Source organism: Mesorhizobium sp. CO1-1-8, from assembly GCF_020164875.1.
Taxonomy (GTDB): Bacteria; Pseudomonadota; Alphaproteobacteria; order Rhizobiales; family Rhizobiaceae; genus Mesorhizobium.
The window spans coordinates 24263-38207 of record NZ_JAIUGZ010000009.1 but is presented as its reverse complement, the minus strand read 5'-3'; the positions used below and the strand labels follow the sequence as shown (position 1 = coordinate 38207).

Here is a 13945-nt window from a genome sequence, read left to right as displayed (position 1 = left end):
GTGAAATCAGATCGTCTCCTTGACCCGCGCCGAAAGAAAGTCCGGCAGGTCGGCGACCGAATCCAGGACAACGTCGGCAATGCCTGCCAGCGATTCGCGGGTGCCGGTGCCGGAGAGCACGCCGACCGCCAGCCCGCAGCCGCCAGCTCGTGCCATTTCGAGGTCGTGCCTGTTGTCTCCGACCATGGCGATTTCCGCCGGCTTGAGGCCGGTGAGATCGCTGAAGGCCAAGATCGTGTCGGGGGCGGGCTTCGGATTGGCGACGGCGTCGTAACCATAGGCCGCGTCGAACAATTGGGCGACGCCGAGCGTCACCAGCGTCTTTTCCGCGCCGCTGGTCGAATCGTTGGTGGCGACGCCAAGCCGGTAGGATTTCCTGTGCAGTGCCGTCAGCGTGTCGACGATGCCCGGCAGCGCCACGGCCATCGCCGAGCCTTGTACGGAGGTGATCTCGTTGAAGCGGGCAACCGCAAGCATCTGGTCCTCGTTGGACAGGCGCGGGAACCACAATTCGACGACGTCGAGATTGGTGCCGGACGCAAAGATCGAGTCCGGCTTGAAACGCTTGTTGGCGAAATCGAAGCCGGCAGCGGCCAGCAGCCTGTCGGCTTTCCAGCGATCGCCTTCGGACGCATCCATGGCCATGAAGTCGGCAACGCCGAGCCAGGTGGCGTTGAAGTCGACAAGCGTGCCGTCCTTGTCGAACAATATTCCCTTGATGTCTGCCAAGCTTTTCACTCCGATCCACGCAAATGGTGGATGAATCCCACAAGGCCAGCGGTCGATGCATCCCGCTTGGCGGCACTTTCCTTGCCCTCCACGACAGGCAAAAGGCCTGTGGCCAGTTCCTTGCCGAGTTCGACGCCCCACTGGTCGAAGGAGTTGATGTTGAACAGCGTGCCCTCGACGAAGACGCGGTGCTCGTAGAGCGCGATCAGCCGGCCGAAGGTGCGCGGGTCGAGTTTGCGGTAGAGGATGGTCAGCGAGGGCCGGTTGCCGGAGAAGACGCGGTGCGGGGCTATCTTGTCGACATCGGCCGGCTTCATGCCCTTGGCCAGCATCTGGGCGCGGGCCTCCTCAAGTGTGCGGCCCTTCATCAGCGCTTCCGACTGCGCCAGGCAGTTGGCGAGCAGCAGATCATGCTGGTGCTTGAGATCGGGCTCGTGGCCGACGGCGGCGGCAAGGAACTCGACCGGGATGAAATCGGTGCCCTGGTGCAGCAGCTGGAAGAATGCATGCTGGCCGTTGGTGCCGGGTTCGCCCCAGACCAGCGGTCCAGTCGGCGTCGTCACCTGAGTGCCTTCGAGGGTGACGCTCTTGCCGTTCGATTCCATGTCGAGCTGCTGCAGATAGGCCGGCAGTCTGGACAGGCGCTGATCGTAAGGGATGACGGCGCGCGCCGGGTAGCCGCAGATGACGCGATGCCACCAGCCGACCAGTCCAAGCAGCGCCGGCAGGTTCTCCTGCACGGGCGCGGTGCGGAAATGCTCGTCCATCTCATGCGCGCCATCGAGGAATGCGCGAAAATTCCGCGGGCCGACGGCGATCATCACCGGCAGCCCGATGGCGCCCCAGAGCGAATAGCGGCCGCCGACCCAATCCCAGAAGCCGAACACGCGATCGGACGCGATGCCGAACTTGGCCACCAGGTCGAGCGCGGTCGAGACGGCGGCGAAATGCTTGCCGACCGCTTCCTTGCCCAGTGCCTGCTGCACCCATTTCCGGGCGGTTTCGGCGTTGGTCATCGTTTCGACGGTGGTGAAGGTCTTGGAAGCGATGATGAAAAGCGTGGTTTCGGCGGAGAGGCCCTTCAGCGTGTCGTGGATATGGGCGCCGTCGATGTTGGAAACGTAATGCGCGCGCGGCCCGTCATGATAGGGCGCCAGCGCCAGCGTCGCCATGGCCGGCCCGAGATCGGAACCGCCGATGCCGATGTTGACGATGTCGGTGATCTTCTTGCCGGTGGCGCCGGCTGCCTTGCCCGAGCGCACGGCATCGGCAAAGGCGCTCATGGCGTCGAGCACGGCGATGACGTCAGCCTTGACGTCCTGGCCATCGACGGTGACGCCCTTGCCGGTCAGGTTGCGCAGTGCCGTGTGCAGCACGGCACGGTCCTCGGTGACGTTGATCTTCTTGCCGGCGAACATAGCGGCGCGGCGACCTTCGAGATCGGCGGCCTGGGCGAGCTTTTCCAGCAGGTCCATGGTGGTCGCGTCGACCGCGCATTTCGACCAGTCGAGCAGCAGATCACCGTCGGTGGCGGAGAATTCTACGAACCGCTTGGGATCGGCGGCGAAGGTCTGGCGCATGCTGGCGGGCGCTGCCGCGCGGTGATCGCGCAAGGCGGCGAGCTGTTTTTGAAAGGACGATTGATCCACTGCCAAACTCCGAGACCTAGAGCCATCATTACGGACCGGATGTTTCCGGCGCGTGTCGTCGCGACAATCTATCGGGCCGAACTCCAGCCGTTTCAATGCGCAGCGATGACGCACGGAGTCACGCAGCTATGCCGCGGCGCAGCATCAAAATGGCGTGAAGGATCACTGGCATAAATCCCAACGATCAGAAAAATTGATTGGCGCAACCCCTTGTGCCACGGTTACGTTCGGCTGGTCCAGCCAAACGAAAAAGGCTGGCCATCGAGGAAATCTCCCATGCCACAGCGAAACGACACGGCGATATGGTCCGGCCTGTTCCGGATTTCGGCTGAATCCGGCCAAACCCTGCAGGCGCAGATCCGCCAAGCCATCGTAGCCGCCATTCTCGACCGCCAGATCGCTGCTTCGATGCCGCTTCCTTCCTGCCGGATCCTGGCCGAAAAACTCGGCGTGGCGCGCGGAACCGTCGTGCTGGCGTTCCAGCAGCTCGTCGACCAGGGCTTCCTGGTGGCGCGCGAGCGGCGTGGCCATTTCGTCAATCCCGATGTGCTGGCGACACCGGCCAAGCCGCACCAGAAGGCGCCCGACCAGGCCAACGAGATCGACTGGAGGGCACGCCGCAAGATCGCCGCCAGCGACATGCCGCCGCCAGCCAAGCACGAGAACTGGATCAAGTCCTCCTACCCTTTCGTCTACGGGCAGTTCGACCCGGCGCTGTTCCCGACCGCCGAGTGGCGCGAGTGCAACCGCATGGCGCTTGCCGTGCTGGAAATCCGCAACTGGGCGTCCGACATGGTCGATCGCGACGATCCGCTGCTGATCGAGCAGATCCAGGCGCGGCTCTTGCCCCGGCGCGGCATCTTCGCCAACCCAGACGAGATCATCGTCACGCTGGGCGCCCAGAACGCGCTCTACATGCTGGCGACGCTGCTGATGTCCAAAGGCTCCAAGGTGGCGATGGAGGACCCCGGCTATCCCGACGCCCGCTCGATCTTCCGCCTTGCGGGGGCGGAGATACAGCCGGTGCCGGTCGACCAGTCCGGCATCGTAACCGCTTCTATTCCCAATGATTCCGGGTTCGTCTTCGTCACGCCAAGCCATCATTGCCCGACCATGGTGCCGTTGTCGGCGGAACGGCGGCAGGATCTTCTGGCGCGAGCCAACCGCTACAACCAGATCATCATCGAGGACGGCTATGACAGCCAGCTTCTCGACGAGGCACCGCAGCAAGCGCTGAAGAGCCTCGATCGCTCCGGCCGCGTGGTCTATGTCGGCTCGATGTCCAAGACGCTGGCTCCCGGCCTGCGGCTCGGCTACATCGTGGCATCCGCCGGACTGATCGCGGAACTCAGGGCGCTGCGACGCTTCATGCTGCGTCATCCGCCGGCGAACAACCAGCGCGCCGTCGCGCTGTTCCTGTCGCTCGGCCACCACGAGGCGCTGGTGCGGCGGCTGTCGTCGGCCTTCGACGAGCGACGCAAGCGTCTGGTCCATGCGATTTCCGCTTTCCTGCCGGAATGGCGCTCGACCGATTCGGCCGGCGGCACGTCGCTGTGGCTCGAAGGGCCGCGCGGTACCGATTCGCGCGGGCTGGCCGAGGCCGCGGCCTCGCGCAGCGTCATCATCGAGCCAGGCGACCGTTTCTTCGATCGCACTGAAAAGCCTTCGCGTTTCATGCGGCTGGGCATCTCGTCGATCGCACTGCAGCACATCGAGCCAGGCATCCGCGAACTGGCCACGGCCGCCGGACGCAGACCGGCGGCCGCCTGATCCATCGCCGATCTCTCATGCCGGAGCCGCTCGCAACGGCTCCGGCATTTTAGTTCTGGCACATGGAACTGGGCCAGCTGGCCCATAGGATGGGCCAGTGCCGGCGGCATAGTCGGCGTCAGGGGAAGAAGCAGGCCGATGGTGGACCAACCGCCACGAGTTCCTGCCGACGAAGGTGGAGTGCTTCCATGTCAGTGGCTGTCGAACAGCAGGACACGCCGGCGAACCGTCGTCCACAACGCTCCGGTCTTCGCGAAACAGGACATGCCATGCGATCATCTCCCCTGGTGGAGGATACCGGACCACAGCACCAGGCCATCGAAGGCGGCGGCTACGGGCCGCTGCGCGGGGATGACCGCGAGCGTATCCACGAGGGCGTGCTGACGCTTCTGGAGACAGTGGGTTTCGCCAACGCCATTCCTTCCTGCATAAAGGTGCTGACCAAGGTGGGGGCGGTCCATGGCGACGATGGCCGGGTCCGCTTTCCACGCGCGCTCGTGCTGGACACCATCAAACGGGCGGCACGACATTTCACGCTTCATGGCCAGGACTCCAGGCACGACATGGTGGTCCAGGGCAAGCGCGTGCACTACGGCACGGCAGGCATCGCCGTGCACCTGGTGGATCTGGAGAAGCGCGAGTACCGCGAGTCCAAGCTGCAGGATATTTATGATGCCGCCCGCATCGTCGACGGGCTGGACAACATCCATTTCTTCCAGCGGCCGATGGTGGCGCGCGACATCGCCGATCCGCTCGAGATGGATTTCAACACGCTTTATGCCTGCGTGATGGGAACATCGAAGCACGTCGGAACATCCTTCACCGTGCGTGAGAACGTGAAGCCTGCGCTTGAAATGCTGTACGCCATCGCCGGCGGCGAGGAGAATTTCCGTGCCCGGCCATTCGTTTCCAACTCCAACTCATTCGTCGTGCCGCCGATGAAGTTCGCCGAGGATGCCTGCGGCGTGCTTGAGGCCTGCGTTGAAGGCGGCATCCCGATCCTGCTGCTGTCGACCGGCCAATCCGGCACCACGGCACCCGCGGCGATGGCTGGCGCGGTCGTGCAAGCAGTGGCCGAAGTGCTGGCCGGCCTGGTCTATGTCAACGCGCTCAAGCCCGGCCATCCGGCGATCTTCGGCGCATGGCCGTTCATGTCGGACCTGCGCACCGGCGCCATGGCGGGCGGGTCGGCCGAGCAGTCGGTGGCAACGGCGGCCTGTGCCCAGATGGCGCAATTCTACGATCTGCCCGGCGGCTCCGCCGCCGGCATGACGGATTCGAAACTGCCCGATATTCAGTCCGGCTACGAAAAGGGTATCACCAATGTGATGGCCGGTCTCTCCGGCCTCAACCTCGTCTACGAGGCGGCCGGCATGCATGCCTCGCTGCTCGGCTTCTGCCTGGAGAGCCTGGTCATCGACAACGACATGCTCGGTCATTGCCTGGGCTGCGCGCGTGGCATCGACGTGACTGACGAGGCCCTGTCGATCGACAGCATCGCCGAGGTCTGCCTCAAGGGTCCGGGCCACTATCTCGACAACGAACAAACGCTCAAGCTGATGCAGACCGAGCACTTCTATCCTGCCCTCGGCGATCGTTCCTCGCCGAAGGAATGGAACGAAAAAGGCCGGCCTGATATATTGCTGCGTGCGATCACCGAGAAGAAGCGCATTCTTGCCGAACGATTTCCGCGCCACGTGCCAAAACAGGTCGACGACAGATTGCGTGCCCGTTTCGGCAGCCTGATCCACCTGCCGCGCACGCATATGGGCGGCTGACCGGAGACGAGTCCGTGCAGTCATACAGCCACCACACGGAGCCAATTCAGGACGGAAAACCGCTTCACATTTTTCCTGGAATTGCGCTCTTCGTTTGACGCAATTGCGAACAGAAAACCGCTTCACACTTTTCCTGGAATTGCTCCGGGATCAACCATCGGGCAGAACGACAAATGAGTGTGCATCCTATCCAGCAAGCCCTCACCGACGGCGACGCGATCGATCGGCTGGTGGCATCTCATCGGCCAGGCCACGGCCTGATGCGTGCCTTCTATCATGACCCGGCGATCTTCGAGCGCGACATGGAACGTGTCTTTCGCCGCCACTGGCATTGCCTGGCCCATGCCAGCGTTATCCCGAACCCCGGCGATTTCGAGCTGTTCAAACTTGGCGACGAGGCGGTCATCCTGACACGCGGCATGGATGGCACCGTGCATGCCATGCTCAATGTCTGCCGCCACCGCGGCGCCGAGGTATGCACCAAGGAGAAGGGCAACGCGAAGATGTTCGTGTGCCCCTACCACGCCTGGACCTATTCCAATGACGGATCGTTGCGGGCTGCCCGCCTGATGCCGAAGGATTTCGACCGCACGGCGCACGGGCTGAAGAAGCTTCATGTCCGCGTCGCATCCGGTCTGGTCTTCATTTCCTTCGCCGAGATGCCGCTCGATTTCGATCCGATCGAACAGTCGCTGCGCACGAGCTGCGGCCAATATGGCTGGGGCGACGCCAAGGTGGCGTATCGTCAGTCCTATCCGCTCGACGCCAACTGGAAGCTCGCCGTCGAGAACTATGTAGAATGTTACCATTGCGGGCCGGCGCATCCGGAATATTCGCAGACGCATGCGCTGGAAAAACCGGCCGAGATGATCGAGCAACTCAATGCGGCGATGGAGCAGCGCACCTGCGCGCTCGGCATCGAGATCGGCAGCGCCAACCGCTGGCAGAACTCGGCGGCCGGTCAGGAAGCAATCCACACCTTCCGCTACGCGCTCTATGACGGCGTTTCGAGCGGCAGCCAGGACGGCTCTCCGGTAGCCCCGCTGATGGGCCGCTTCACCGACTATGACGGTGGCGTCACCTCCATTCATCTCGGCGGCACGACATTTCTCGTCTGCTATCCCGATCACGGCATGATCTACCGATTCATCCCGAAAACGGCTGGTACCTGCGAGATGGAACTGATCTGGCTGGTGCGCGGCGACGCGGTCGAGGGCCAGGACTACGATCTGGAGAAGCTGACCTGGCTGTGGAAGATCACCACCGAAGAGGACAAGAAGATCATCGAGCACACCGCGCGCGGCGTGCGCTCGCACTATTTCGTGCCCGGACCTATCGCGCCGATGGAATACAACGAACTGCGCTACATCGGCTGGTATCTCGAGGAGATCAGCCGGGCCTGAACAGCTCGGCTGCCTTTGGAGAATCAGGCAGATCTTGCCTTTCGCGTCATTCCGCGCTGAGCCCGTATCGGTCGACGACTTCAGCGTTGATGAGCTTGGCATGCAGCGTCATCAGCACGATCTGCGCGTCGAGGCTGTCGCCGGTTCCAAGCGCCGCCTCGATGCGGCGCTCGGCTTCCAGCGTCCGCTCATGGCCATTGGCTTGCTCGAAGGTTTCGGGACCCGCGATGCAATAGCTGCATAATTGTGCCACCGACGCATAGGTGCCCGGTGGCGGCTCGTCGGGCCAGCGATCCTTCATGAGATTGACGAGGGTAAGCTTCACGCCCTCCGGCACAAGGGCTGGATGCAGATCGGCGCCGCGCAATGCATCGTCGAGTTGCCTCAAGTCGCCAGAACGGCCGAACATTCCGAGGAAGCCTAGGGAAGAGCGCCGTCCGGCCATGATGTTTCCTTCCATTTCCAGCCCGCTTAGGTGGTGGGCAAGCGGATTGCAAAGGGCGGTGCTGTCTAACCAGCCGCCGCCAGCAAGATCCCCGCAAGGGCGGATAGCGCGAGTGTCGGCAGCATGCTGACTTTCAGCTTCAGGATGGCGATCATGGCGGCACCCGAAAGCAAGGCCGCGCGCCAGTCGATCGACGAAAGCACCGGCACATTTGTGCCAAGACCCGTCGCGTGCACCTCACGGAAGATGACGTGCAAGCCAAACCATAGGGCCAGATTCATGATCACCCCGACAACGGCGGCGGTGATCGCGCCCAGTGCGGCCGACAGTGCCTTGTTGCCGCGCAAGGCCTCGATGTAGGGCGCACCCAGGAATATCCAGAAAAAGCAGGGCGTGAACGTCACCCACAGGGTGAGCAACGCCCCCAGCGATCCGGCAAGCAACGGGTCCAGCGAGCCGGAATGGCGGAACGCAGCGATGAAGCCGACGAACTGCAGCACCAGGATGAGCGGCCCTGGCGTCGTTTCGGCAAGCCCAAGGCCATCAACCATTTCGCCAGGCGCCAGCCAGCCGAAGGACTGGACGGCTGCCTGCGCGACATAGGCAAGCACCGCATAGGCGCCTCCGAAGGTGACGACTGCCATGAGACTGAAGAACCGGCCTATCTCGGTCCAGACGCTTGCAGAGCCGGTGAACCACCAGATCGCAAGAACAGGCCCGAGCCAGATCGGCAGCCAGATGGCGACGGTGCGCGGCGCATGCCATTTGGTCGGTTTGACATGGGCCAGTTCGCCACGCTCGAACATCAGGTCGACCGCTCCCTTGAAGTCGGCAACATCGTCCTTGCCATGGGCCGAGCCGGAAAACAGGCCGGGAGCAATGCGATCCCCCAGCCATCCGGTCAGGCCGGCGAACAGGACGATGAGCGGAAACGGCACATTCAACGCATAGATGGCGATGAACGCCGCGACCGCGATCGACACCATGACCCGGTTCTTGAGGGCGCGCCTCCCGATCCGGATCACCGCCTCGATGACGATGGCAAGCACCGCCGCCTTCACCCCGAAAAACAGCGCCGCGACGAGCGGTATGTCGCCGTAGAGCATGTAAAGGCCGCTCAAGGCGAGCATGACGAGCGCGCCCGGCACGACGAACAGGATGCCGGCGACAAGGCCGCCGATCGTCCTGTGCAGCAGCCAGCCGACATAGATGGCGAGTTGCTGGGCTTCCGGGCCAGGCAGCAGCATGCAGTAGTTCAGCGCATGCAGGAAACGCTGCTCGCCGATCCAGCGGCGTTCCTCGACCAGTTCCTTGTGCATCAAGGCGATCTGTCCGGCCGGCCCGCCGAAACTGAGCAGTCCGATTTTCGCCCACACCTTTGTGGCTTCCGCGAAGGTCGGCGCAGCCGGCGGCTCGACGGCCACCGCCTTATTGTCCGGGACAAGAATGGTCATGACGGCTTACCTGCAGCGGGCCAGTTGTGCGTTTCTTCCGTGGCGTCGCGACACCAGCGGAAGAACGCATCATAGAGCAGCATGCCTGCTTCCAGTTGTTCCAGATCGTCGCGGAACATCCGCGACAGGCCAAGCGAGGCAGCCAGAAAGCCGGCGGCCTGGGGCACCAGGTCGAGGTTTGCGGTGTCGGCCGCGCGCACGATTGCGGCAAGGCGATCGAGCGCCTCGAATTCCAACCCGAACTCCTCGATCATCGTGTCGAAGGTGCAGCGTTCGCCGCGATGGCTCCAGAACACATTGTCGATGTCGAACGGCACGGCCTGAAAGCGGTCGGCAACAGCCAATACTTCAGCGGGTTCGACAAACAGGAACACCGCGTCGGGGTCGAGGAAACGCCGGATCAGCCATGGGCAAGCGATGCGGTCGACCTTCGGGCGCGATCGCGTCACCCAGACGGTGGCGCCCTTTTCATTGCGCGGCGGCATCTTGGCGGTGCGGACCAGAAGCCCCCCGGCATCGCGCCAGGCCTCAAAGCCCCCTTCAAGGGATTCTGCGGCGATCCCCTCGTGGCGCAGCCATGCAACGACGCCTTGCGAGAGCTTTTGCCCCTTCTGGCAGACGACGGCCACCGGCTTGCCGGCGAACCCGGCCGCCCAGGTCGAAACGGTTTTGAAGTCGCGCCGGCACGAGGCCGGCAAAAGGCGCGGATCGGCGTCGAAATCGTCATCGACGCGAACATCGATAATGACAGGCGCACCCGGCAGACCGATGAGCCGGGACAATTGCGGTACGGTGATAGCGGTTGTTGACGGCATGGCGTCCACCTCCTTGGAAGAGAAGTTTGGACGCGAACGTTGGGCTGACGCCTCACGGGGTCGTCGCGATGCACCCCTTGTCATGATGGTGGATTTGTTGGGCGTGCTTGTCAAGGATGACGACCGTTCGCGACCTGCTATCGAGACGCGCGCGGAACGAAAAGACGACAGGCTGCCTGAAGAGTCAGGCAGCCTGTCGTCGATCCTGCATCAGTGATTATCGGGCAGGAATAATCAGTGATTGTCCCTTGGGACGCCGCTGGTGTGCGCGACATCCTGGTATTTCACCGCCGGCTTCAGCACCATTCCCTCGGAGAACTGCGCGACCATGCCGCGCTGGATCTCCTGCCAGGGCGTCTGGTGCTTGGGATAGTGATAGCCGCCACTGTTCTGCAACTCGGCACGGCGCCGGGTGATCTCGTCGTCGGTGACGAGGATATCGGCCGTGCCCTTGCGCAGGTCGATGCGGACACGGTCGCCGGTCTTGAGCAGCGCCAGTCCGCCGCCGATGGCGGCTTCCGGCGAGGCGTTTAGGATCGACGGCGAACCCGACGTGCCCGACTGGCGGCCGTCACCGATGCAGGCAAGCGCGTGGATGCCCTTCTTGATGAGGTAGGCCGGCGGTTGCATGTTGACGACCTCGGCACCGCCGGGATAGCCGACCGGGCCAGCGCCACGCATGAACAGGATGGTGTGTTCGTCGATGCCTTGTGCCGGGTCGTCGATGCGGGCGTGGTAATCCTCCGGCCCGTCGAAAACCATGGCGTTGCCTTCGAAAGCCTCGGGATCCTTGGGGTTGGACAAATAACGCTCGCGGAATTCCGGCGAGATGCCACTGGTCTTCATGATCGCCGAATCGAACAGATTGCCCCTGAGATTGATGAAGCCGGCATTGGCCTTCAGCGGCTTGGCGACAGAGCGGATGACGTCGGGGTTTTCGTTGGCGACGCCCTCGCTATTCTCACCGATCGACTTGCCGTTGACGGTGCGCGCGCCGGGATGCGGCAACAGCCCGCCCTTCATCAGTTCGGCAATGACCGTCGGCACGCCGCCGGCATGATGGTAGTCCTCGCCGAGGTATTCGCCGGTCGGCTGCAAATTGACCAGCAGCGGCACATTGAGGCCGACCGTCTGCCAGTCGTCATTGTCGAGCTTGACTCCGAGGTGGCGGGCGATGGCGTTGAGATGGATCGGCGCGTTGGTCGAACCGCCAATGGCCGAATTGACGACGATGGCGTTCTCGAAAGCCTCTCTCGTCATGATGTCGGACGGCTTCAAATCCTCATGCACCATCTCGACGATGCGCTTTCCCGTCTCATAGGAAATCTGGCCGCGCTCGCGGTAGGGCGCGGGAATGGCGGCCGAGCCCGGCAACTGCATGCCAAGCGCCTCGGCCAGCGAGTTCATGGTGGTGGCAGTGCCCATAGTGTTGCAATAGCCGGTAGACGGTGCCGAAGACGCGACGATGTCCATAAACTCGTCATAGCCGATCTCGCCGGCCGACAGGCGCTGGCGCGATTCCCAGACGATGGTGCCGGAGCCGGTGCGCTTGCCCTTGTGCCAGCCGTTGAGCATCGGGCCGACCGACAGTGCGATGGCCGGGATGTTGACGGTGGCCGCTGCCATCAGCAGCGCCGGCGTCGTCTTGTCGCAACCGATGGTCAGCACCACGCCATCGAGCGGATAGCCGTAAAGCACCTCGACCAGGCTGAGATAGGCAAGGTTGCGGTCAAGCGCTGCGGTCGGGCGTTTGCCGGTCTCCTGGATCGGATGGCAGGGAAATTCGAAAGGAATGCCGCCCATCGAGACGATGCCTTCGCGTACGCGCTTGGCCAGTTCGATATGGTGGCGGTTGCAAGGCGACAGATCCGAGCCGGTCTGGGCAATGCCGATCAGCGGCTTGCCGGACATCAGTTCGGCGCGCGTCAGGCCGTAATTCAGGTATCGCTCGAGATACAGCGCCGTCATGCCCGGATTGTCGGGATTGTCGAACCACTCCTGCGAGCGAAATTTTTTCTTATGGGTGGGGGCGCCTGCCATCATGGTCTCCGTATTTGTAAGACAAATCGATATGGCAACGCGCGGGAGCAGGCAAGAGGGCGTGCGGTCGCAACCGGACTTTGGTGCGATAGACACGCACCAAGCCGTGCGTTACGGGTTCGGACAGTCTTGTCCGGGAGGTTTTCATGGCTTTGGTGATCGAAGGCGAGGAGCGCATTGCCGCACCGCTGCAAAAAGTGTGGGAAGCGCTGAACGATCCCGAGGTCTTGAAGGCGACCATTCCCGGCTGCCAGAGCCTGGAGATGAAGTCGCCGACCGAGATGGCGGCAACCGTGGTGGTGAAGATCGGACCGATCAAGGCGACGTTCAACGGCGAAGTGACGCTGAAGAACCTGAAGCCGCCGCACTCCTACACCATCCAGGGCGAAGGCAAGGGCGGCATTGCAGGCTTCGCCAAGGGTGGTGCCGACGTGACGCTGACGGCAGATGGACCCGACGCCACGATATTGAACTACGCGGCCAAGGCCGATGTCGGCGGCAAGATCGCCCAGCTCGGCAGCCGGCTGATCGAATCGACCTCGAAGAAACTGGCTGGACAGTTTTTTTCGTCGTTCGGCGAAAAGGTCGGCGGCTGAGCCCTCAAGCGGGCATCACTCGAACACAATACTCGGCACGGCGGCTGCCGCAGCACCACGCTCTTCGTTGACCCGGTCCCAGACCTTCGAAGCGATGTCGCGGTAGATTTTCGCCTCGGCGCCGTCGGGCTTCGAGACGACAACCGGCGTGCCGGCATCCGAGCTTTCGCGAATGCCCATCTCGAGCGGCACCTCACCGAGGAAGGTGACGCCGAGACGCTCGGCCTCGCGGCGCGCGCCGCCATGACCGAATATATCGTAGCGCTTGCCGGTGTCCGGAGCGATGAAATAGCTCATGTTCTCGACGATGCCGAGCAACGGGACGTCAACCTTCTTGAACATGTTGAGGCCTTTTCGCGCGTCGATCAGGGCCAGATCCTGTGGCGTCGAGACGATGACAGCGCCAGCCAGCGGCACCTGCTGGGCCATGGTCAGCTGCGCATCGCCGGTGCCGGGCGGCATATCTACGACGAGCACGTCGAGCCGACCCCACTCGACCTCGCGCAGCATCTGCGTCAGCGCCGACATCACCATCGGGCCACGCCAGATCATCGGGGTTTCCTCGTCGACGAGGAAACCCATCGACATCACCTTCAGGCCGTAATTCTCCATCGGTTTCAGGATTTTGCCGTCGACGGTCTGCGGCCGGCCATGGATGTTGAGCAGCCTGGGCATGGAAGGGCCGTAAATGTCGGCATCGAGCACGCCGACCCGCAAGCCGTTGGCGGCGAGGCCCAGCGCGATGTTGACGGCGGTGGTCGACTTGCCGACGCCGCCCTTGCCGGATGCAACGGCAATGATCGCCTCGATACCGGGCACGCCACGCTTGCCCGAGCTGTGCGAGGCCGGCGCGTGCGGAGCCGCACGCGGCGCGGCGGCAGCGGGCGCAGCCGGCGGAACGGGCCTGGGTGCGGGGCGCGACGGAACCGGCGCCTCCATGCCGCCGCCCTTCTTCTCCGCCGTCAGCGCGACGACGGCGCCGGCGACACCGGGGATCGCCTTGACGACGCGCTCGGCGGCGGCGCGCAACGGCTCCATTTCCTGCGCACGGGCGGCGGGAACGGTAATCGAGAAGAAGACCTTCCCGTCGGCGATGAAAATCTCCGAAACCATGCCGAGGTCGACGATGTTGCCGGTGAAATCCGGCCCGTTGACCGTCTTCAGACGCTCGGTGACGATTTCCTTGGTGACGGACATGGCAGTTTTTCCTTACGCAGCTTGCGCCTGAGATGCAGCTTGCACCTGAGATAATGCAGTTTCCGGACA

At 63.3% G+C, this 13945-nt stretch carries 12 protein-coding genes; 5 read left to right on the top strand and 7 right to left on the bottom strand.

Going from position 1 to position 13945, the window contains the following annotated elements; all coding sequences use genetic code 11:
- Positions 1-6: 6 nt before the first annotated feature.
- Together LB558_RS18675 and pgi are read right to left on the bottom strand one after the other, a co-directional pair.
- On the bottom strand, positions 7-729 hold the full coding sequence (locus LB558_RS18675) for an HAD family hydrolase (RefSeq protein ID WP_224698913.1): 723 nt from the start codon (positions 727-729) through the stop codon (positions 7-9).
- Between the two features lie 5 nt (positions 730-734).
- Positions 735-2384 carry a glucose-6-phosphate isomerase gene (gene pgi / locus LB558_RS18670; RefSeq protein ID WP_263495315.1) on the bottom strand — a complete coding sequence of 550 codons (1650 nt, stop codon included), beginning with the start codon at positions 2382-2384 and terminating at the stop codon, positions 735-737.
- Between the two features lie 270 nt (positions 2385-2654).
- Between pgi and LB558_RS18665 the strand changes: the two genes are divergently transcribed.
- The 3 genes from LB558_RS18665 to LB558_RS18655 all read left to right on the top strand — a co-directional run bounded on the left by LB558_RS18665 (position 2655) and on the right by LB558_RS18655 (position 7329).
- Positions 2655-4148: a PLP-dependent aminotransferase family protein gene (locus LB558_RS18665; protein ID WP_224698911.1), complete on the top strand. Its 1494-nt coding sequence runs from the start codon at positions 2655-2657 to the stop codon at positions 4146-4148.
- Positions 4149-4336: 188 nt separating this feature from the next.
- A complete protein-coding gene (locus LB558_RS18660; protein ID WP_224698910.1) occupies positions 4337-5926 on the top strand; it encodes a trimethylamine methyltransferase family protein in 1590 nt (529 codons plus the stop codon).
- Positions 5927-6099: 173 nt separating this feature from the next.
- Positions 6100-7329: an aromatic ring-hydroxylating oxygenase subunit alpha gene (locus LB558_RS18655; RefSeq protein ID WP_224698909.1), complete on the top strand. Its 1230-nt coding sequence runs from the start codon at positions 6100-6102 to the stop codon at positions 7327-7329.
- 46 nt (positions 7330-7375) lie between these two features.
- Here the strand turns inward: LB558_RS18655 and LB558_RS18650 are convergent, their stop codons facing one another.
- The 3 genes from LB558_RS18650 to LB558_RS18640 form a co-directional block, all read right to left on the bottom strand.
- Positions 7376-7774, bottom strand: a complete 399-nt coding sequence (locus LB558_RS18650) for a hypothetical protein (RefSeq protein WP_224698908.1) — start codon at positions 7772-7774, stop codon at positions 7376-7378.
- 65 nt (positions 7775-7839) lie between these two features.
- On the bottom strand, positions 7840-9228 hold the full coding sequence (gene chrA, locus LB558_RS18645) for a chromate efflux transporter (RefSeq protein WP_224698907.1): 1389 nt from the start codon (positions 9226-9228) through the stop codon (positions 7840-7842).
- Positions 9225-10043 (bottom strand): chromate resistance protein ChrB domain-containing protein, encoded by an 819-nt coding sequence (locus LB558_RS18640; RefSeq protein WP_224698906.1) that lies wholly within the window; start codon positions 10041-10043, stop codon positions 9225-9227. The genes chrA and LB558_RS18640 overlap by 4 nt, the downstream gene beginning before the upstream one ends.
- Between LB558_RS18640 and LB558_RS18635 the strand changes: the two genes are divergently transcribed.
- Positions 10042-10260, top strand: coding sequence for a hypothetical protein (locus LB558_RS18635; RefSeq protein WP_224698905.1), 219 nt, complete (start codon positions 10042-10044; stop codon positions 10258-10260). The two genes, LB558_RS18640 and LB558_RS18635, sit on opposite strands and share 2 nt — an antisense overlap.
- A gap of 17 nt (positions 10261-10277) precedes the next feature.
- On the opposite strand, the gene LB558_RS18630 is transcribed toward LB558_RS18635, so the two are convergent.
- Positions 10278-12083, bottom strand: coding sequence for an IlvD/Edd family dehydratase (locus tag LB558_RS18630; protein WP_224698904.1), 1806 nt, complete (start codon positions 12081-12083; stop codon positions 10278-10280).
- A 146-nt stretch (positions 12084-12229) separates the two neighbouring features.
- Here LB558_RS18630 and LB558_RS18625 point away from each other — a divergent pair, with 146 nt between their 5' ends.
- Positions 12230-12679: an SRPBCC family protein gene (locus LB558_RS18625; protein WP_127256475.1), complete on the top strand. Its 450-nt coding sequence runs from the start codon at positions 12230-12232 to the stop codon at positions 12677-12679.
- A gap of 15 nt (positions 12680-12694) precedes the next feature.
- Here LB558_RS18625 and LB558_RS18620 read toward each other — a convergent pair whose 3' ends face one another.
- Positions 12695-13876 carry an Mrp/NBP35 family ATP-binding protein gene (locus LB558_RS18620; RefSeq protein WP_013528006.1) on the bottom strand — a complete coding sequence of 394 codons (1182 nt, stop codon included), beginning with the start codon at positions 13874-13876 and terminating at the stop codon, positions 12695-12697.
- Between the last annotated feature and the right edge of the window lie 69 nt (positions 13877-13945).